Raw genomic sequence first — 17081 nt, 5'->3', positions numbered from 1 at the left:
TCCAGACAACCGACCAGGGAATCATGGAACCGTGGAACGTTTGCGGGGATGGCCGGTCACCCTGACCGAGGGCCCTGTCGGGCTGCGCCCGCTGCGGCACCGCGACGCCGCCGTCTGGCGCGAGCTGCGGGTGCGCAACGCCGACTGGCTCCGCCCCTGGGAGCCCACCAACCCCGAGACGCCGCTGTTCCGCAGCGGCCTCGGCCCCTACATCAGCATGGTCCACACCATGCGCCGCGAGGCCCGGCACGGCCTCGCCCTCCCGTGGGTCGTCACCCACGACGACGACTTCGTCGGCCAGCTCACCATCGGCGCGATCGTGTGGGGCTCGGCGCGGTCCGCGCAGATCGGCTACTGGGTCGACAAGGGCGTCGCCGGACGCGGCGTCATTCCGACCGCCGTCGCCCTCGCCGTCGACCACTGTTTCTTCACGGTCGGCCTCCACCGCCTCGAGGCGAATATCCGTCCGGAGAACACCGCGAGCCGCCGTGTCGTCGAAAAACTCGGTTTCCGCGAAGAGGGAATTCGGCGCCGCCATCTGCACATCGACGGGGCCTGGCGCGACCACATCTGCTATGCCCTGACCGTCGAGGACGTGCCCGGTGGCCTGCGCGCCCGCTGGCTGGCGGACCGGAAACAGGCATTTCCCCGGCGCACCTGAGCCGCCCATGACTTTCCCGCCGTAAGAATCCTGCGATCGAGAAGTCCCGGCAAACGGAGAGTAACGGCGAGATCGATCTCGCGACACACCGCCCCTTATGCTCGTCAACCTCTGACAGGCCCTCGTACCGTGCGGGACGTGACCCTGCTCCCATTGCACGTTCGCGCGCCGAAAGTCGGCCCGCCCGGCGAGCGTGCCCGGGGCCGGTGGGGCCGGTGAGCAGCGCCGTCCTCTACCTGGCGATCGTCGCGGTCTGGGCGGTCGTCCTGGTGCCCATGTGGCTGCGCCGCGACACCGAGACGACGGGTATCTCCCGCCTCCTCCACAAGCGTCCTGACGAGCCCGCCGAGGACGAGGTGGAGACCGTCCCGGACGAGGGGACCCACCCCCCGCGCACCCCGGTGCGCCGGGCCACCGTCATCGCCCGGCGCCGCCGCCGCACCACGGGCCTCGCCGCCCTGCTCCTCACCGCCGTGGCGCTCACCGCCGCCGGCGTCGCGCCGTGGTGGATCCTCGCGCCCCCGGTCCTGCTCCTGGCAGGCCACCTGGCGCTGCTCCGCGTAGCCGTCGGCATGGACGCCGCCCGCCGCCGCGCCGCCGCCCAGGCCCGCGCCGCGGCCCGCGCCCGCGCCCTGGAGGCCGCCCGCCGCGCAGCCGAGACGACCGAGCCCGCCGAGGTCATCGAACTCCCCGCCCCCGACGAGGTCTTCGACCAGTACGCCGACGACCGCAGGGCCGTCGGCGAATAACCCGTGCGCGAGCACCCTCCGATGTTTGCTAACCTTACGGAGTCCTCGGGGCTGTAGCGCAGTCCGGTAGCGCACCTCGTTCGCATCGAGGGGGTCAGGGGTTCAAATCCCCTCAGCTCCACCCAGGTCAAAGGCCGGTCCCATGGCGGGAACCGGCCTTTTTGATCTCCATACAGCAGCGAAACACAGCTACGGCCTCAGCCGAGTTGTTTGCCGAGCTTCCGCAGCGCCTTCCGCATGGCCGTAGTCGACACCTTGCTGTAGATGTCCATCATCACGGCGCAGACGACCCGCCCTGTTCACGCCAGAGGAATAGCCGACGAGGGCATGTCCCTTCGAGATCACGACTCGGACCGCCGCCGGGCAGGCGGCCCTCAGAGTCGCCAACAGCGGGCCGGTCATCTCGGGCGACCAGATCCAGCGCCTCTTCCAGCCCTTCCAGAGCCGGCGTCCGATCGTCAGGGCCGCCGCGACGGTTACGGTCTCGGCCTGGCGGCCTGCTGCTCGGCGTAGGCGGGGACATGGCGTGAGACGTCCAGCAGCGCGCGGTAGTAGCCGATCGCGGCCGCCGCGTTGGACGGCTCGCTCAGGCACTGGACGGCCCACGCCACGTCCTCGGCCGCGGCGTGGCCGGGGGACCAGTCGCGCCACAGGCCCTCGATGAAGGCCGGGGTCATCGGCGGCCCTCCCGGATCGCGGGCGCCGGTCGGCTCGGGCGGCTCAGGAGTGGGACGAGTACGGCGGCGACGGACAGATGGAGCAGCGCCAGCGTGATCCGGGTGCTGCTCGACGCCTCGACGTACAGCACCGGCACGAACGACACCAGCAGCACGATGAGGGCGGAGGCGGTCCAGACGGCCGGAGCGCGGTCGGTCATCCGGCCCAGCACCGCTCGCGTCGCCGAGGCGAGCAGCGCCACGACGAGCGTGATGCCGGCGACGAGGGGCAGGCCCACCACCTGGCTGGGGCGCCCGTCGCCGGGATCGACGCGGAGTTCCACACCCAGGCCGCGGGCCGCGGTCCAGAGCAGGGAGTCGGCCAGGACTGCGCCGCCCACCGCGCATGCGTGCAGGCGGAGGCTTGGAGTGGTCGGTCGGGTGGGAGTGGCGGTCATCGGGGCTCCTTCAGGGGATCAGGATGGTCTTGCCGCTCGCGCGGCCGGCTTCGGGCGTCGCGGTGCACGTCCGGTAGATCGGCGAGCGGTCGCTCCGCCGTGATGTCCCGGTCGACGTTCTTTCCTGTCCGGACGACGGTCCCGGCGGCCTCCGAGCCCCGGAAGCCGACGTCCGACGGGTTGGAGCCGGCGGCGGCGACCCGCAGGAGGACCTCTCCCGGTCCGGGGGCCGGGCGGGGCACCCGCTCGCAGCGGATCACCTCGGGCCCGCCGAAGTCGTGGACACGTGCCGCCCTCATCGTCGCGCCGAGGCTCTCGGCGCGCCGACCGGGCGGGCGTTCTGCTGTCATGGGTCGTCCCGAATCGAAGGGCGTGCCAGGCAGGGCCCGGACGCTTACTGATCTTCAGTGGTTCGACCGTAGGACCGGGAAGTGAGACGGCCAATGCGGATACGTCTCGGATTCATGCGAGAACGTCTTCCGGAGCGAACCCTCGCTAAGGTTGGGGTGATGGACGTCCTGAGCGATGTGATCGCTGTGATGCGCACCGGTGAGCCGCGCTCGGCCCTGGTCGAATGGCGAGCGCCGTGGGGGCAGCGGTTCCAGGCGGTGCCGGGGTCGGCGGGGTTCCAGATCGTCCTGCGCGGCCCCTGCTGGCTCATTCCCGAAGACGGCGACCCCTTCCCGCTCGCCGTGGGCGACGTGGTGGTCCTTCCCCATGCCGGCAGGCATGGCCTGGCCGACGCCCCGTCCACGCCGTTGGCCGACCACGTCTGCGACCCGCAGGACGACGCCAGGTTCGAACGCAGGTACGCCGCCCCGCCGGCAGGGCCGGCACGCGCCGGTGGCTCGACCACGGTGACGTTGTGCGGGGCCTACCAACTCGACGCCGCTCGCGTCCACCCGCTGCTGGCCGACCTGCCTCCGCTGCTGCACCTGCCCGCTCGGCTGGGACGCCATCCGCGACTGCGCGCCGCGGTCGACCTGCTCGGCGCGGAACTGGAGGAACCCCAGCAGGGGACCGGCGCCCTGGTGCCCGCTCTGCTGGACACGCTGCTGCTCTACATCCTGCGGGCATGGTTCGCGGACCAGCCCGTGGACGGCGGCGCCACCGGATGGGCGGCGGCGCTCGCCGATCCGGCGATCAGCGCCGCCCTGGAAGCGATCCACGACGATCCGGCAGGGCCCTGGACCGTCGCGAGCCTGGGCGCACACGCGGGACTGTCGCGGGCCGCGTTCTCCCGCCGCTTCACGGCGCTCGTGGGAAGGCCGCCGCTGGCGTACCTGACCTGGTGGCGGTTGACGACCGCGACGCGGTTGCTACGCGGCTCCGACGCCCCGCTGAGCGTGGTGGCCGAGCGGGTCGGATACGCCTCGGAGTCCTCCTTCGCCAACGCGTTCAAGCGCGAGCTCGGCGTCTCTCCCGGCGCCCACCGGCGCGGCGGCGGCTCTCCCGACCGGCCGAACCGGACGAAGGGAGATCTCGTCTCCGGTCGCGCTTGAGCCCGCGGATCGCACGTGCGGGCCGCGCCCCCCACCGCCGACGCGCCGGAAGCGCCGCCCCGGAGTCGGCGTTGGTCAGGCGTCGGTGCGGAACGACAGGCCGCGTTCCTGGAGGGCTCGCCGCAGGATCCCCATCGCTTTGGGGCCCATTCCGTGCAGGGCGGCGATGTCGTCCTCCCTGGCCTGGGCGAGTTGGGCGAGGTCGCCGTAGCCCGCGGCCGCCAGCGCACGCCTGGCCGGAGCGCCGATCTTGGGTAGGTCCGTCGCAGGTTCGGTGCTCATCGGGTGCCGCCTCTCAGGGGCGGAGCGCGGCCGCTAGGCGTTTCGGAGCGGAGAGCCGCCACGCTTCGGTGACCAGTTCGTTCATCTCCCCCGGGTCGACGGTGGCCAGCTTGACCTTCACCCACGCGAAGCGCCCGCCGGAGGCCCAGGACGGGGAGAAGGTGGCCGGGTCCTCGGCGATGAGGGCGACCTGCTCCTCCCGGGTGGCTTTGAGCATGACGAAGCCCTCGATCTCGTTGAGGTAGCAGAACCCCTTGTCGCGGACCCGGAAGCCGGTCAGGTTCGAGATCGATTCGCGCTCGGTGACCTCCGGCAGGCCGAGCACCATGGCCAGGAACTCCTCAGGACCCATGCCCGAAGGTCTACCACCCGCGTCCGACGATTCCTCGCCGCGGACCCGGAGGCCGGGCGGCGCCCGGGTCACGGGCCGGCCAGGCAGGCGCGCAGTTCGGCCTCGTAGGCGAGGGCGGTCTGTTCGCGTTCGCCCCAGCCGCGGCGGGCCGCGGACACCAGGGCCGCGGATTTGCGGAGGATGGCCTGCGCCGCGTCCGTCGCGGCACGGGCCAGGTCCTCCGGAGGGCGGACGACAGCGGTGGTGATGTCCGCCGCCGGGATCTTCTCGGAGGTCAGGAACGCGCGGCTCGCCATGGCGGGCGGGAGAAGGCGGCGGAGGACGGCCTGGCCGACCGTCACGCCCACGTCGAGCTCGGGAAGCTGCAGCCAGGCGTCCGACGCGATGACCGGGACGTCGGCGGCGGCGAGCAGGAGGGCGCCCGCGCCGATCGCCGGACCCTGGGCGGCGACGACGACAGGGGCAGGGCAGCGGAGGACCGCGGTCAGGGCGGCGACACCGGTGGCGAGGGCCTCGCCCGCGGCGGGCTCGCCGCGGTCGTGGCCCGCGCTGAAGACGCGGCCCGTGGCGTCGAGCAGCAGGCACTCGTCCGGGCGCATGGACGCGCAGACCCCGGTGAGCCACCGGTAGGCCGCCGAGTCGAGGGCGTTCACCGGCGGACGGGACAGCGTCGCTCTGACCAGCGCGCCTTCGCGCCGGACGTGCATCAGTAGGACCTGGGCAGTGACAGGCGCTTGTGCGCGATGTGGTTCAGCAGCATCTCGGAGCTGACCGGCGCTATCCGGAAGAGGCGGACGAGCCCGTGCAGGGTGGCGAGGCCGTACTCGCGGGACATCCCGTTGCCGCCGAGGGTCTGCATCGCGGCGTCGAGCGCGGTGGAGGCGGCCTCGGAGGCGGTGTACTTCGCCATGGCCGCCTCGACGCCGCCGGGTTCGCCGCGGTCGAACGCGCGGGCGGCCGAGGCGGTGAGGAGGCGGGACGCGGCCAGAGCCGTTTCGGCCCGGGCCAAGGGGTGGGACACCGCCTGGTGCGCGCCGATGGGGACGTCCCACACGGTGCGTTCGCGGGCGTAGTCCACGGCGATGTCCAGCGCGTAGCGGGCGATGCCGTTCAGGAGGGCGGCGCTGACGATGCGCTCCGGGTTGAGGCCCGCGTAGAGGACGGCCATCCCGGCGTCGGGGCCGACCACCGCGGAGCCGGGCAGGCGGACGTCGTCGTAGAAGACGCTGTACTGGCGCTCGGGAGACAGGATCTCGACGTCGATGGGAGTCCTGGTCAGGCCGGGGGCGTCGGTGGGGACTAGGAAGACCTTGAGCTCGTCCCCTGCGCGGGCGACGGTGAGGAGCGCGTCGGCATTGTCGACGTGCGAGACGTAGTACTTCTGGCCGGAGAGCCTCCACACGTCGCCGTCGCGCTGGGCGCGCATGCGGATGTTGTGGGTGTTGGAGCCGGCGTCGGGCTCGGTGATGGCGAAGCCGAGGACGCGGGAGCCGTCCGCGAGGCCTGGCAGCCACTCGGCCTTCTGGGCGGGGGAGCCGAAGCCGTCGACGACGGTCGCGCAGACGGCGGGGGAGAGCGCGATGAGCATGAGCGGGAGCCCCGCCTCGGCGACCGCCTCGGCGACCGCGGACAGGGCTTCGACGCCCGCGCCGGCCCCGCCGTACTCCTCGGAGATCCCGGCGCCGAGGGCGCCGATGCCGCCGAGGGCGCGCCACAGCTCCCGCGCGTTGTCCCCGGCGTCGGACGAGCGCACGTAGTACCCGTGGCCGAACTTGCGGCAGGTCCGCAGGACGGTCCGGCGCAGTTCCTCCAGCTCCACCGCCGAAGTCTCGGGTGTCGGACGCACTCTGGCCTCCCGGCAAGGGGTTTGACCTGGACCGGTTCCCCGACCGTACGGGGCGGCCGGTTCCAGGCGTGTTTCGGGGATGTAAAAGACTGACGTATTGCATCGTAGTCCAGATCGAACCCGGGTCCAGGGGCCCGCGGAACGTTGGTTGAGTCTGATGTACCAGTGAAAACGCTGGATTCCAAGGGTTGTCCTGCGACCTGCCGTAATGCAAACTCTGACGTATTCACCTCCGGATCGTGAGGAGGTGGCCTTGCATCGCCCGACGAAGGCGATCACTGAGGAGAAACCATGAGATCAGCCAAGCGCGGCCATGCGGTCATCGCGGTCCTCACCGCTCTGGCCCTGACGGCGACGGCCTGCGGGTCGTCCGACTCGGATAAGTCTGAGGCTTCAACCGGAGGCACCTACACGATCGGCGTCCTGAACTCGACCACCGGCGCCCTCGGCGCGGTCGGGCAGCAGGAGGCCAAGGGGATGCAGCTCGCTGTCGAGGAGATCAACGCGGCGGGCGGCGTCAAGGGCCGCAAGCTCAAGCTGGAGGAGGTGGACGACCAGGGGTCGGTGAACCTGACCACCGCCGGCTTCAAGAAGCTCGCCACCGACACCAAGGTCCCGATCGTGATCGGGCCGGGCATCTCGGCCAACGCCAAGGCGGTCGCGCCGCTCGCCGACCAGTACGGGGTCACCCAGATCCTGCTGATCGCGCAGCCGGAGGTGGCCAACGGCACCAAGAACGTCTTCGAGATCCCGCTGCCGGGCAAGGCCAACTCCGAGGCCATGGTCAACTACGCCAGGTCCAAGGGCGTCAGGAGCGCGGCGATCATCTGGGCGAACAACCCGTACGGGCAGGCCGGCAACAGCGACATCTCGGCCGCCGCCAAGGCCGCCGGGATCTCGATCGTCAACTCCGAGGGCTTCGATCCGGGCAAGTTCGACTTCACCGCGCAGGCGGGCAAGGCGGCCGGGAAGAAGCCCGACGCGGTCTTCCTGTACGGCGCGGGCGGTTCCAGCGACGCGCTGCTGCTGAAGAACGTGGGCGCCTCGGGCTACGACGGCCACATCATCGGAGACCTGACCTACTCCGCCGATTTCATCCCGAAGACCGCGGGCCCGGCGGCCGACAAGGTCGTCTCGCTGACGGCCGTCAACTACGGCGCCCCCGATCCCGAGACCAAGAAGTTCCTCGACGCCTACCGCGCCAAGTTCGGCGGTGAGGCCACGGTGCTCGGCGCCTACGCCTACGTGGCGGTGAAGCTGGCCGCCGCGGGCATCGAGAAGGCCGGCGCGTACAAGGGCGAGGAGATCTCCAAGGCGATCGAGTCGCTCGGCCACGACAGCATCATCGGCAAGCTCGCCTACACCGCCCAGTACCGCGGCGGGCCGAGCGCCGACGCGTTCAAGCCGGTCACCTTCGAGGGCGGCAAGTACGCGACGCCCGACCAGGGCTGATCCCCCCAAGCCGAAGACGACGGTGGCCGGCTCCGGCCCGGCCACCGTCCGTCCAGAAGGAATCCGCCGTGCGCATCATCGACCTTCTCGTCTCCGGTCTCACGCTCGGGGCCGTCTACGCGCTCGTCGCCCTGGGTTTCCACCTCGTCTTCAAGATGACGGGGATCATCGACTTCGCCCAGGGCGACAAGGTGATCATCGGTGGCCTGATCGGCCTGACCCTGGTCAACCGGGGCCTGTCCACGGTCCTGCTGGTGGCGCTGATCGTCCTCGCCGCGGGGCTCGTCCTCGGGCTCGCCTACGACGCGATCGTGATCCTGCCGACGCAGGGCAACGGCCCCATCGCCGCGATCGCGGCCACGGTGGGGATCACGCTCGTGTTCGCCAACGGCGGCCAGATCATCTGGGGGCCGGACGGCAAGCCGTTCCCGCCCGTGCACGGCGGCGAGCTGGAGATCGGCGCGCTGCGGGTCGGCTACCAGGACCTGCTCATATGGGCGGTCGTCCTCGTCGTGGGGATCGGGCTCGCGCTGCTGCTCGGACGGTCCAGGACCGGCCGCGGCATGATCGCCGCCGCGACCGACCCGCTCGCCGCCACGGCGGTGGGCATCAACGTGTCGCGGATGCGGGCCATCGCCTTCGCGCTGGCGTTCGGGCTGTCGGCCCTCGCCGGCGTCCTGGTCGCGCCGATCACGCTCGCCGGCGGGGCGCTCGGCACGGCGCTCACGCTGAAGGGCTTCACCGGGGCGGTGCTCGGCGGCCTCGCCAGCACCCGGGGCGTCCTGGTGGGCGCGGTGCTGCTCGGCGTGCTCGAGAGCGAGCTCGCCGCCGTCCTGCCGAACAGCTATGTCGACCCGATCGTGCTGATCGCACTGATCATCATCCTGCTAGTGATGCCGAACGGGCTGTTCGGCCTGAGGAGGCAGCGCCTTGCGTGACAGAGCCTCGCGTGACACGGCCCCACGTGACACGGCCCCACGTGACACGGCCCCACGTGACAGGGCCTCGCGTGAGCGAGCCCTGCCCGACGGTGGCCTCGCCCTCCGGGCCGGGCGGCACCTGGGCCCCACACTCCTGGCCGCCATGCTCCTCATCGGCTTCGCGTTCACCAATCCGGGCGCGACCGATCTGGCGCTCGGCGTGAACATCGGGGTCGCGGCCATCGCCGCGGTCGGCCTGACCCTGACCATCGGCGGCGCGGGCCAGCTCGCGCTCGGCCAGGCGGGGTTCATGGCCGTCGGCGCGTACGGCACGGCCTACCTGATGCGCGACCGGGAGATGCCCTTCCTCCCGGCGCTGGTGCTCGGCGTCGTGGGGGCGCTGCTCCTGGGCGCGCTGGTCGGCTACATCGCGCTGCGGCTGCGCGGCAACTACCTGGCGATGGCGACGCTCGCGGTCGGCACCGGCATCCACGCGTTCCTGATGCTGCCGGGCCCGCTCGGCGGCGCGAACGGGTTCGCGCCGATCCCCTTCCCGGAGATCCTCGGGCACCGGCTCCTGGACCCGCGCGACCAGTACCTGCTCGTCGCGGTCGCGTTGATCGCGGTGCTGCTCGGGTCGCGCTGGCTGCTGTCGGCCCGGCTGGGACGGGAACTGGCCGCGATCCGCGACGACGAGGTCGCCGCACGCTCGGTCGGCGTGAACATCACCGCGCGGAAGGTGCAGGTGTTCGCCATCTCCGCCGGGCTCGGCGCGCTCGCGGGCGGCGTGAACGCGCCGCTGCAGACGGCCATCGACCCGTCGCTGTTCTCGACGGCGGTCTCCCTCCAGCTGTTCGTCATGGTGATCCTCGGCGGCCTCGGCAACATCTACGGCGCGGTGCTCGGAGCCGCGCTGGTCACCTGGCTGATCTCGGAGGTGCCCGGCGGCGGCTCCTGGGCGCTGACCGTGCTCGGCGTCATCGTCATCGCGTTCATGGCCCTGCTGCCGGGAGGGCTCGCGGGGCTGGGCGCGGCCGCCCGCGCGCTGCCGGGCCGGCTGTCGCGGCGCCGACCGGGTTCGGCGGCAGTGATCACGGAGGTGCCGGAATGAGGACGCCGGGAACGGCCGAGGCCCGCGGCGTGACGCGCCGCTTCGGCGGGCTGACGGCGGTCGCGGACGTCAGCTTCACCGCGGCCAGGGGCGAGATCCACGGGATCATCGGCCCGAACGGCGCGGGGAAGACGACGCTGCTGAACGTCCTGAGCGGCCTGCAGCGGCCGTCGAGCGGATCGGTGCTCATCGGCGGCGAGGACGTGACCCGCTGGCCGAGCCACCGGCTGGTGGCGAAGGCGCGGCTGGTGCGGACGTTCCAGACCGTCCGGCTGTTCGCCAGCATGACCGTCCGGCAGAACCTGATGATCGCGGCGCGGGCGACGACCGGCCCGGCGCAGGCCAGGGCGCGGGTCGAGGACGTCCTGGCCAGGTTGTCGCTGGACCGGCTCGCGGGCGAGCCGGCGGCGGCCCTGTCGTACGGGCTGCAGCGGCGGGTCGAGCTCGCCCGGGTGCTGGTCGCCGACCCCGCGGTCGTCCTGCTGGACGAGCCCGCGGCCGGCCTGAGCCCCCAGGAGCGCCGGGACCTCGCCGACATGCTGCGCGAGATGCGCGACGCGGGCGTGACCGTGATCCTCGTCGAGCACCACATGGACCTCGTGCACGCGGTCTGCCAGAACTGCACGGTGCTCGACTTCGGGCGGGTGATCGCACGCGGTACCCCGGCGGAGGTCACCGCGGACCCGGCCGTCCTGGAGGCGTACCTCGGCGGACGGCACCACCGGGCGGCGGACGTCGAGGTCCCCGCGTCCACGGGCGAGGAGGACTGATGTCGCAGGTGCGGGACCGACCGCTGCTCCAGGCGAGCGGCGTCGTCTACCGGTACGGGGCGATCAGCGCGCTGCGGGGCGTGGACCTGCGGGTGGACAGGGGCGAGGCGGTCTGCGTGATCGGCCCGAACGGCGCCGGCAAGACGACGCTCGCGCGGGTCGCCGGCGGACTCTACCGTCCGGCCGAGGGCAGGCTCCTGGTCGACGGCGAGCCGCTGCCCCGGCGCCCGCACGAGGCGGTCGCGCGCGGCGTCGGCAGCGTGCTGGAAGGCCGGCACCTCTTCGTGGAGCAGACCGTCCGGACGAACCTGGAACTCGGCTGCTACCACGGGAAGGTGCCCAAGGCCGTCGTGGAGGAGCGGCTGGAGAAGGTCATGGACCTGTTCCCGGTGCTGCGCAAGCGCGCGGGCCAGCTGACCTCGACGATGTCGGGCGGGGAGCAGCAGATGGTGGCGGTGGGCCGCGCGCTGATGGCCGCGCCGCTGCTCCTGATCCTGGACGAGCCGTCCATGGGCCTCTCCCCGAAGATCACCGGCGAGGTGTTCGACGCGCTCGCCGCGCTGCGCGAGGAAGGGCTGTCGATCCTGCTCATCGAGCAGAACGCGCCGCTGGCCTTCGAGCTGGCCGACCGGGGCTACCTGCTGAGGCAGGGGGCGGTCGTGGTCGAGGGGAGCATCGAGGAGCTGACCAACGACGACGTGGTCCGCTCGGCCTACCTGGGGGCGTGATGGGCACAGGGACCGGGGCTCCGCTCTCAGGGGGCCCCTTGGGCGCCGGCCTGGACCGGCTCTATCGCATCCGCCTGGACGAGGCGGGCCTGCCCGGCGCGCTCTTCGAGCCCGACCCTCCGGCGGACACCGCGTCATCCGTTTGCGCCGGGGAGGAGCCACCACCGGGCGGTGGACGACCGCCGGGTGTACTCGTCGAGCGGGCTCTGGAGCGGATCGCCGCCACCGACGGCGAGATCCGGGCCTGGGCTCTGGTGGACGACGAAGGGGCCCGCGCCCAGGCCCGCCGCGCGGCGGGCGGGCGGCTGCGAGGCGTCCCGGTCGGAGTGAAGGACGTCATCGACGTGGCCGGGATGGCGACGGGCGGCGGTTCCCGGCACCTGTCCGGCCCCGGCCGGACACGGGTCCCGGCGGCCGACGCGGGCAGCGTGGCGCGGCTCCGGCAGGCCGGAGCGGTGATCGTCGGCAAGACCACCACGCACGAGTACGCCCTCAGCGGCATCACGCCTCCGACCCGCAACCCCCGCGACACCGCGCGGATCCCGGGCGGCTCGTCGGGCGGGTCGGCCGCGGCCGTGGCCGCCGGGCACGTGCCGCTCGCGCTCGGCACCGACACCGGCGGATCGGTGCGGATCCCGTCCGCCTACTGCGGGGTGGCCGGTCTCGTCCCGTCGCCCGGACGGCTGCCCGGCGACGGCGTGCTGCCGCTCGCGTGGTCGCTGGACCGGGTCGGCCTGATCGCCGCGACGGCCTCGGACCTCACCGGATCGGCGGTCGCCCTCGGAATCACCGCCGCGGCGGATGCCCGGGCCCGTCCGGCCGGCTTCGAGGGCCTGCGGGTCGGCGTGCCGAGGGGCGCGCTGGACGAGCCCATCGATCCGGGCGTCGCCGCGGCGGTCGAGCAGGCCCTCGCCGCCGTCCGGGACCTCGGCGGGCGGGTCGTCGAGGTGGAGATCCCGCACGGCTGGGCGGCGGTCGCCGCCGGGTTGACGATCATCCTCGCGGAGAGCGCCGACTACCACCGCGAGCGGCGCGGGCCGGGCCTGGAGGAGTTGTTCGGCGCCGACGCGCGCGCCATGCTCGGCCTCGCCGACGGGATCCCCGCCGGGGCGTACGTGCGGGCGCAGCGGGTGCGGCAGGCCCTGCGCGGCGAGGCGCTGGCCGCGCTCGCCGGCGCCGACCTGCTCGTGACGCCGACGATGCCGTGCGTCGCGCCCCGGGCGGACGAGGTCGGCGACGGCATGGTCCCGGTGGGCGGGAAAGAGGTGCCCATGGGCGAGGCGCACCTGCGCTACAACGTCCTCGCGAACCTCGCCGCCCTCCCCTGCGGGACCCAGCCGCTCGGCGCCGACCACCGCGGGCTGCCGATCGGCCTGCAGTGGGTCGCCGCGCCCGGCCGGGACGGCGCGCTGCTCAGCGCCATGACGACCTTCGCGTCCCATGGCCGCTAGCAACCGCGTCATCGACTCCCTCCGCCTCGATGACACCTTCCTCACCGAGGAGCACCGCGCCCTACGGGACGTTCTGCGGCGGTACGTGCGGGAGCGCGTCGTCCCCTACGCGCCCGCGTGGGAGTCGCGGATGCGGGTCCCGGACGAGGTGTTCGCCGAGATGGGCGATCTGGGGCTCCTCGGCCTGTCGTTCCCGGTCGAGCACGGCGGGGGAGGGGCCGGCACCCGCGGCGCGGTGGTGCTGAACGAGGAACTCGGACGCTCGACGTTCGGCGGTGTGGCCAGTTCGGTGTCGGTGCACACCGACTTCTCCGCGCTGCACCTGTCCCGCGCGGGCGACGGCGAGCAGCGGCGCCGGTTCCTGCCCGGCGTCCTGTCCGGCAGGAGGATCTGCGCGCTCGCGGTGACCGAGCCGGACGCGAGTTCGGACCTGACCCGCCTCACCGTCCGCGCCCGCCGCGACGGGGACTGCTACGTCCTCGACGGGCGCAAGACGTTCATCACGAACGCCAACATCGCCGACCTGTTCTTCGTCGTCGCCCGGACCGGCGGGCCGGGCCGGCACGGTCTTTCCCTGTTCGTCGTGGAGCGCGGCACGCCGGGGATGGCGGGCGGACGGACGTTCGAGAAGACCGGGTGGCGCTCCTCCGACACCGGTGAGCTGGTCCTCGACCGGTGCCGGGTGCCCGCGCGCAACCGGCTGGGCGAGGAGGGCGAGGGCTTCGGCTGGCTGATGCGGGGCCTCGACCACGAGCGGATCGGCCTGGCCGCGCAGGCGGTCGGGCTGGGGGAGGCCGCCCTCGCGGAGACGACCGCCTGGTTGCGGGCACGGCCCGCCTACGGCGGGACGCTCTGGGACCTCCAGGCGCTCCGCCACGACATGGCCCGCCTCACCGCGCGCCTGGCGTCCGCCAAGACCCTGCTCTACCACGCCGCCGCGCTCGCCGACGCGGGCGCGGACCCCCGGACGCACGCGGCGGTGCTGAAGTCCTCGATACCGGAGATCGTCAACGATCTGGCCTACAGATGCGTCCAGGTCAACGGCGGCAACGGGTTCGTCGCGGGGTCGGCCGTCGAGCGCGTCGCCCGCGACGCCCGCTTCCTCGCCATCGGCGGCGGGTCGACCGAGGCGATGCTCGACGAGATCGCGCGGTCGCTGTGAACGGCGGGCCGTCAGCGCCGCCAGAAGTGGAAGCACGCGCCGTACCGGGAGCGCAGGCCGAGGTGGGGCCCCTCCGCCGTCTCGACGACGCCCGTGGACGGGCCGTGCTCGCCGGAGGCCAGGCGGGCGGCGAGGGCGCCGAGGTCGTCCACCGCGCAACCGGCGATCATCCTCGGGTGGGCGTGCGGCGGCCGGGGGGCGGCCGGCGCGATGTGCTCGATGAACTCCAGGCGGGCGTTGCGGGAGGCCGGGCCGCGGGCGATGACGGCCTCGAAGCCCTGGCCGGGCGCGAGCCCGAGCAGCCGCTCCACGGCCGGGCCTTCGAAACGCCCCGAGAAGTAGACGCGGCCGCGCAGGACGTCCTCGGCGAACGCCCGCGCGCCGGGGAGGTCGGCGGTGGCGAAGACGGCGGCGTTGACCTCGCTGACGTCCACCTCGGGACGTTCGCCGAGAACGCACCTCGTGCGCCCTTCCCGGTACTGGACGAACGCGTGCCGCAGGCCGGAGCGGGACTGGACGAGCATGCGCTCCCTGACCGGGTGCTCCGTGCCCGGCAGGAGGTAGTCGACGGGGCCGCTGACGAACCCCCATCCGAGCCGCTCGACGGCGGCCTCGGTGGCGGCGGGGTCGCGCAGGTAGAAGTCGAGTGCGTAGGGGCCGGGGCGGTCGGGCGCGCCGGCGGCGTCGGGGGCCGGCAGGCCGGGCACGCGGACGAGCCGGATCGACCCCCCTCTGCTCGCGCGCTTCTCCAGCAGGACCGACTCGGCGGGCGGGAGCGGCAGGCTCCACAGGCGCGCCCAGAGCCGGGGGTCGCGGACGGGCCCCGCCTCGACGACCTCGAAGCCCAGCGCGTCCACGTAGAGTTCGCGCAGGGGTCCGATGTCGGCCGCCGGGAGGACCACGAGGTCTATGCCGTCGAACACCTACCCCGACCCCCCTCATCGCCACCGATCCGCCGACGCGGATCGTCCCTAAAGTCTGATGTATATCACTCCGGATGGTTGAGGCTGCCGCGCGGGTGTGCGATCAGGGAACTCGCCGTCGTCATCGGCCTCGCGGAGATCGGGCAGGGTCGGGGTCGGATGTATGTATGCCCCCATCTTGCAGTGCTCGCGGCGGCGGGGCCCGCTCGCTCGGGCGGGTGGGAGCCGAGTCCCGCGCCGCCGGTCCGGACACGCTGTCTGATGTATGCTCGACGCTGCTGTGAGTCCCGGTGGCGCGGAGTTCCCGACTCAACGATCAGCACCACGATGGCCCAACCAGGGGGACGGCGACGTGAACAGCATCAAAGGCAACTCCTCGGGCCGCTCCGGCTCCGGGACGGCGACCGCACTGCCGGTGAGCCGGCTGCGTCCCGCCTACCAGCAGGTCGCCGACCAGCTGCGGGAGCTGATCCTCGACGGGTCGCTCGCCCCCGGCGACCGCCTTCCCCCGGAGGGGGAGATCGGCGGCAACTTCGGCGTGAGCCGCAGCACGGTCCGCGAGGCGCTGCGCGTCCTGGCCTCCCAGGGCCTGGTCAAGACGGTGCGCGGCACCACCGGGGGGACGTTCGTCTCGCACATCGAGCCCGATCAGATCAGCGACTTCCTGGAGGCGGGGCTCGGGCTGATGTCGGGCTCGGCGGCGCTGCCGCTGCCCGCGATCCTGGAGGCCCGCGAGCTGCTGGAGGTGCCCGCCACGGCCATCGCGGCGGAGCGGCGAGAGCAGCGGCACATCGACGCGCTGCACGTGGCCATGGACCGCGAGAAGCGCAGCCGGGGCCGCAACATGAAGTTCCAGGAGCACCGCCACTTCCACGGGATCATCATGGAGGCCACCGGCAACGGGCTGCTCACGATGATGACCCAGCCGGTCTTCCACGTCCTGCGGACGCGGTTCCTGAACACCGACTCCCCCGCCGAGTTCTGGGAGCAGGTCGACGACCAGCACGAGCAGATCATCCTGCTGCTGGAGTCGGGCGACGGCGAGGCCGCCAGCGCGGCCATGCGCGACCACCTCAGGCACATCCGCGGCGCCTACCGCGAGGCCTGACCGCCGGGCCGCCGCGCGGCGGCCGGGTCCGGCTCTCGCGCGGCGGCCGTGCGGCCGGTGCGGCGCCGCGGTGCGGCCCTGCGGCCGCGCCCGCGCGGCGGCCGTCAGGCCCAGGAGGGCGCGCGGTTCTCGCGGTACGCGCGGAAGCCCTCCTGGCCGTCGGAGTCCGGCGGCGTGACGTAGGCGACGAACTCCTCGATCTCCGGGCCGACGGCCTCCGCGACGGGCAGCCCGTCGGCCGCGGCGAGCTGGCGCTTCATGGCGGCCATGCAGGCGCGCGACCGCCGGGCGAGCCGGGCGGCGAGCTCGGCCGCGGCGGCCGGGAGCTCCGCCGCGGGGACGGCCCGCAGGGCGATCCCGAACTCGACCGCCTCGGCGGCGTCGATCCACCGGCCGGTGAGGAAGATCTCCCTGGCCCGCTGGCGGCCGACGATCCGCGGCAGCCGCGCCGTCGAGCCGCCCGCGGGAACGACGCCGAACTCGGCGTGCGCGTCGGCGATGTGCGCCGAGTCGGCGACCAGGACGAGGTCGCAGGCCAGCAGCAGCTCGAAACCGCCGGCTCTGGCCAGCCCGTTGACCGCCGCGACCACCGGCACCGGCAGCCGCTCCAGCCGCAGGGTGAGCGCCGCGAGCCGGTTCGCGACCCGCTCCCACACGGCCGCGTCCGCGAACGCCGCGTCCAGGAGCGCGAGATCGAGCCCCACGCTGAACGCCCGGCCCGTCCCGGAGACGACCAGGACGCGCACTTCCGGATCGGCCTCCACCGCGTCGAGCGCGGAGTCCAGGTCGTCGAGCGCCTGGAAGGTCAGGCTGTTGAGGGACTCGGGACGGGTGAAGGTGAGGCGGGCGACGCGGTCCGCCACCTCCAGGGACATGGTCTCCAGCGTCGGCAAGGCGGTCCGCCCCTCCGGGCGGGTCGCACGCCGCCCTGGTTATATATCTGATGTATT

General features: G+C 73.1%; 20 protein-coding genes and 1 tRNA gene. 12 read left to right on the top strand and 9 right to left on the bottom strand.

Annotated elements, in window-relative coordinates; translation table 11 throughout:
* Positions 1-31: 31 nt before the first annotated feature.
* The 3 genes from FKD65_RS16825 (at position 32) to FKD65_RS16815 (ending at position 1531) form a co-directional block, all read left to right on the top strand.
* The gene (locus FKD65_RS16825; RefSeq protein ID WP_168221073.1) at positions 32-661 is read left to right on the top strand and encodes a GNAT family N-acetyltransferase; all 630 of its coding nucleotides are present in this window, start codon (positions 32-34) and stop codon (positions 659-661) included.
* Positions 662-876: 215 nt separating this feature from the next.
* A complete protein-coding gene (locus tag FKD65_RS16820; RefSeq protein WP_141578394.1) occupies positions 877-1410 on the top strand; it encodes a hypothetical protein in 534 nt (177 codons plus the stop codon).
* Positions 1411-1457: 47 nt separating this feature from the next.
* Positions 1458-1531 (top strand) — tRNA-Ala (locus tag FKD65_RS16815).
* 355 nt (positions 1532-1886) lie between these two features.
* On the opposite strand, the gene FKD65_RS16805 is transcribed toward FKD65_RS16815, so the two are convergent.
* From FKD65_RS16805 to FKD65_RS44930, 3 genes are read right to left on the bottom strand one after another with little or no spacing between them, the layout of a single operon-like run.
* The gene (locus FKD65_RS16805; RefSeq protein ID WP_205718687.1) at positions 1887-2087 is read right to left on the bottom strand and encodes a hypothetical protein; all 201 of its coding nucleotides are present in this window, start codon (positions 2085-2087) and stop codon (positions 1887-1889) included.
* A complete protein-coding gene (locus tag FKD65_RS16800; protein WP_141578393.1) occupies positions 2084-2524 on the bottom strand; it encodes a DUF6069 family protein in 441 nt (146 codons plus the stop codon). The genes FKD65_RS16805 and FKD65_RS16800 overlap by 4 nt, the downstream gene beginning before the upstream one ends.
* Positions 2521-2874, bottom strand: coding sequence for a hypothetical protein (locus tag FKD65_RS44930; RefSeq protein ID WP_205718686.1), 354 nt, complete (start codon positions 2872-2874; stop codon positions 2521-2523). The genes FKD65_RS16800 and FKD65_RS44930 overlap by 4 nt, the downstream gene beginning before the upstream one ends.
* 159 nt (positions 2875-3033) lie before the next feature.
* Between FKD65_RS44930 and FKD65_RS16790 the strand changes: the two genes are divergently transcribed.
* On the top strand, positions 3034-4026 hold the full coding sequence (locus FKD65_RS16790; RefSeq protein ID WP_141578392.1) for an AraC family transcriptional regulator: 993 nt from the start codon (positions 3034-3036) through the stop codon (positions 4024-4026).
* Between the two features lie 75 nt (positions 4027-4101).
* On the opposite strand, the gene FKD65_RS16785 is transcribed toward FKD65_RS16790, so the two are convergent.
* From FKD65_RS16785 to FKD65_RS16770, 4 genes are all read right to left on the bottom strand, one after another.
* Positions 4102-4308: a helix-hairpin-helix domain-containing protein gene (locus FKD65_RS16785; protein WP_141578391.1), complete on the bottom strand. Its 207-nt coding sequence runs from the start codon at positions 4306-4308 to the stop codon at positions 4102-4104.
* A 13-nt stretch (positions 4309-4321) separates the two neighbouring features.
* Positions 4322-4660, bottom strand: a complete 339-nt coding sequence (locus FKD65_RS16780) for an MmcQ/YjbR family DNA-binding protein (RefSeq protein WP_205718685.1) — start codon at positions 4658-4660, stop codon at positions 4322-4324.
* A gap of 68 nt (positions 4661-4728) precedes the next feature.
* Positions 4729-5367, bottom strand: coding sequence for an enoyl-CoA hydratase-related protein (locus tag FKD65_RS16775; RefSeq protein WP_141578390.1), 639 nt, complete (start codon positions 5365-5367; stop codon positions 4729-4731).
* Complete coding sequence (locus FKD65_RS16770) at positions 5367-6479, bottom strand: acyl-CoA dehydrogenase family protein (RefSeq protein ID WP_141578389.1); 1113 nt, start codon at positions 6477-6479, stop codon at positions 5367-5369. Before FKD65_RS16770 ends, FKD65_RS16775 begins: the two co-directional genes overlap by 1 nt.
* Positions 6480-6797: 318 nt before the next feature.
* Between FKD65_RS16770 and FKD65_RS16765 the strand changes: the two genes are divergently transcribed.
* The 7 genes from FKD65_RS16765 to FKD65_RS16735 all read left to right on the top strand — a co-directional run bounded on the left by FKD65_RS16765 (position 6798) and on the right by FKD65_RS16735 (position 14100).
* On the top strand, positions 6798-7958 hold the full coding sequence (locus FKD65_RS16765; RefSeq protein WP_141578388.1) for an ABC transporter substrate-binding protein: 1161 nt from the start codon (positions 6798-6800) through the stop codon (positions 7956-7958).
* Positions 7959-8026: 68 nt separating this feature from the next.
* Entirely contained in the window at positions 8027-8896 is an 870-nt protein-coding gene (locus FKD65_RS16760) for a branched-chain amino acid ABC transporter permease (protein WP_168221072.1), read from the top strand.
* A 145-nt stretch (positions 8897-9041) separates the two neighbouring features.
* Positions 9042-9989, top strand: coding sequence for a branched-chain amino acid ABC transporter permease (locus FKD65_RS16755; protein WP_141578386.1), 948 nt, complete (start codon positions 9042-9044; stop codon positions 9987-9989).
* A complete protein-coding gene (locus FKD65_RS16750) occupies positions 9986-10759 on the top strand; it encodes an ABC transporter ATP-binding protein (protein WP_141578385.1) in 774 nt (257 codons plus the stop codon). The genes FKD65_RS16755 and FKD65_RS16750 overlap by 4 nt, the downstream gene beginning before the upstream one ends.
* Positions 10759-11487 (top strand): ABC transporter ATP-binding protein, encoded by a 729-nt coding sequence (locus FKD65_RS16745; protein ID WP_141578384.1) that lies wholly within the window; start codon positions 10759-10761, stop codon positions 11485-11487. Before FKD65_RS16750 ends, FKD65_RS16745 begins: the two co-directional genes overlap by 1 nt.
* Before the next feature lie 38 nt (positions 11488-11525).
* Positions 11526-12938 carry an amidase gene (locus FKD65_RS16740; RefSeq protein WP_168221071.1) on the top strand — a complete coding sequence of 471 codons (1413 nt, stop codon included), beginning with the start codon at positions 11526-11528 and terminating at the stop codon, positions 12936-12938.
* On the top strand, positions 12928-14100 hold the full coding sequence (locus FKD65_RS16735; RefSeq protein ID WP_141578382.1) for an acyl-CoA dehydrogenase family protein: 1173 nt from the start codon (positions 12928-12930) through the stop codon (positions 14098-14100). The genes FKD65_RS16740 and FKD65_RS16735 overlap by 11 nt, the downstream gene beginning before the upstream one ends.
* An 11-nt stretch (positions 14101-14111) precedes the next feature.
* Here FKD65_RS16735 and FKD65_RS16730 read toward each other — a convergent pair whose 3' ends face one another.
* Positions 14112-15023: a hypothetical protein gene (locus FKD65_RS16730; RefSeq protein WP_141578381.1), complete on the bottom strand. Its 912-nt coding sequence runs from the start codon at positions 15021-15023 to the stop codon at positions 14112-14114.
* Between the two features lie 352 nt (positions 15024-15375).
* Here FKD65_RS16730 and FKD65_RS16725 point away from each other — a divergent pair, with 352 nt between their 5' ends.
* A complete protein-coding gene (locus FKD65_RS16725) occupies positions 15376-16131 on the top strand; it encodes a FadR/GntR family transcriptional regulator (RefSeq protein WP_168221070.1) in 756 nt (251 codons plus the stop codon).
* 104 nt (positions 16132-16235) lie between these two features.
* On the opposite strand, the gene FKD65_RS16720 is transcribed toward FKD65_RS16725, so the two are convergent.
* Positions 16236-17006, bottom strand: a complete 771-nt coding sequence (locus FKD65_RS16720) for an enoyl-CoA hydratase/isomerase family protein (RefSeq protein WP_141578379.1) — start codon at positions 17004-17006, stop codon at positions 16236-16238.
* Positions 17007-17081 lie beyond the last annotated feature (75 nt).

This window comes from Actinomadura sp. WMMA1423, assembly GCF_006547145.1.
Lineage (GTDB): Bacteria > Actinomycetota > Actinomycetes > Streptosporangiales > Streptosporangiaceae > Spirillospora.
This window is presented reverse-complemented; position numbering and strand designations above follow the sequence as displayed.

Excerpts from the sequence above, each read along its gene's own strand:
- FKD65_RS16780 (WP_205718685.1), bottom strand. The coding sequence starts at position 4,660 with ATGGGTCCTGAGGAGTTCCTGGCCATGGTGCTCGGCCTGCCGGAGGTC.
- FKD65_RS16745 (WP_141578384.1), top strand. The coding sequence starts at position 10,759 with ATGTCGCAGGTGCGGGACCGACCGCTGCTCCAGGCGAGCGGCGTCGTC.
- FKD65_RS16750 (WP_141578385.1), top strand. The coding sequence starts at position 9,986 with ATGAGGACGCCGGGAACGGCCGAGGCCCGCGGCGTGACGCGCCGCTTC.
- FKD65_RS16805 (WP_205718687.1), bottom strand. The coding sequence starts at position 2,087 with ATGACCCCGGCCTTCATCGAGGGCCTGTGGCGCGACTGGTCCCCCGGC.
- FKD65_RS16775 (WP_141578390.1), bottom strand. The coding sequence starts at position 5,367 with ATGCACGTCCGGCGCGAAGGCGCGCTGGTCAGAGCGACGCTGTCCCGT.
- FKD65_RS44930 (WP_205718686.1), bottom strand. The coding sequence starts at position 2,874 with ATGACAGCAGAACGCCCGCCCGGTCGGCGCGCCGAGAGCCTCGGCGCG.
- FKD65_RS16785 (WP_141578391.1), bottom strand. The coding sequence starts at position 4,308 with ATGAGCACCGAACCTGCGACGGACCTACCCAAGATCGGCGCTCCGGCC.
- FKD65_RS16765 (WP_141578388.1), top strand. The coding sequence starts at position 6,798 with ATGAGATCAGCCAAGCGCGGCCATGCGGTCATCGCGGTCCTCACCGCT.
- FKD65_RS16735 (WP_141578382.1), top strand. The coding sequence starts at position 12,928 with ATGGCCGCTAGCAACCGCGTCATCGACTCCCTCCGCCTCGATGACACC.
- FKD65_RS16800 (WP_141578393.1), bottom strand. The coding sequence starts at position 2,524 with ATGACCGCCACTCCCACCCGACCGACCACTCCAAGCCTCCGCCTGCAC.
- FKD65_RS16720 (WP_141578379.1), bottom strand. The coding sequence starts at position 17,006 with ATGTCCCTGGAGGTGGCGGACCGCGTCGCCCGCCTCACCTTCACCCGT.
- FKD65_RS16790 (WP_141578392.1), top strand. The coding sequence starts at position 3,034 with ATGGACGTCCTGAGCGATGTGATCGCTGTGATGCGCACCGGTGAGCCG.
- FKD65_RS16755 (WP_141578386.1), top strand. The coding sequence starts at position 9,042 with ATGCTCCTCATCGGCTTCGCGTTCACCAATCCGGGCGCGACCGATCTG.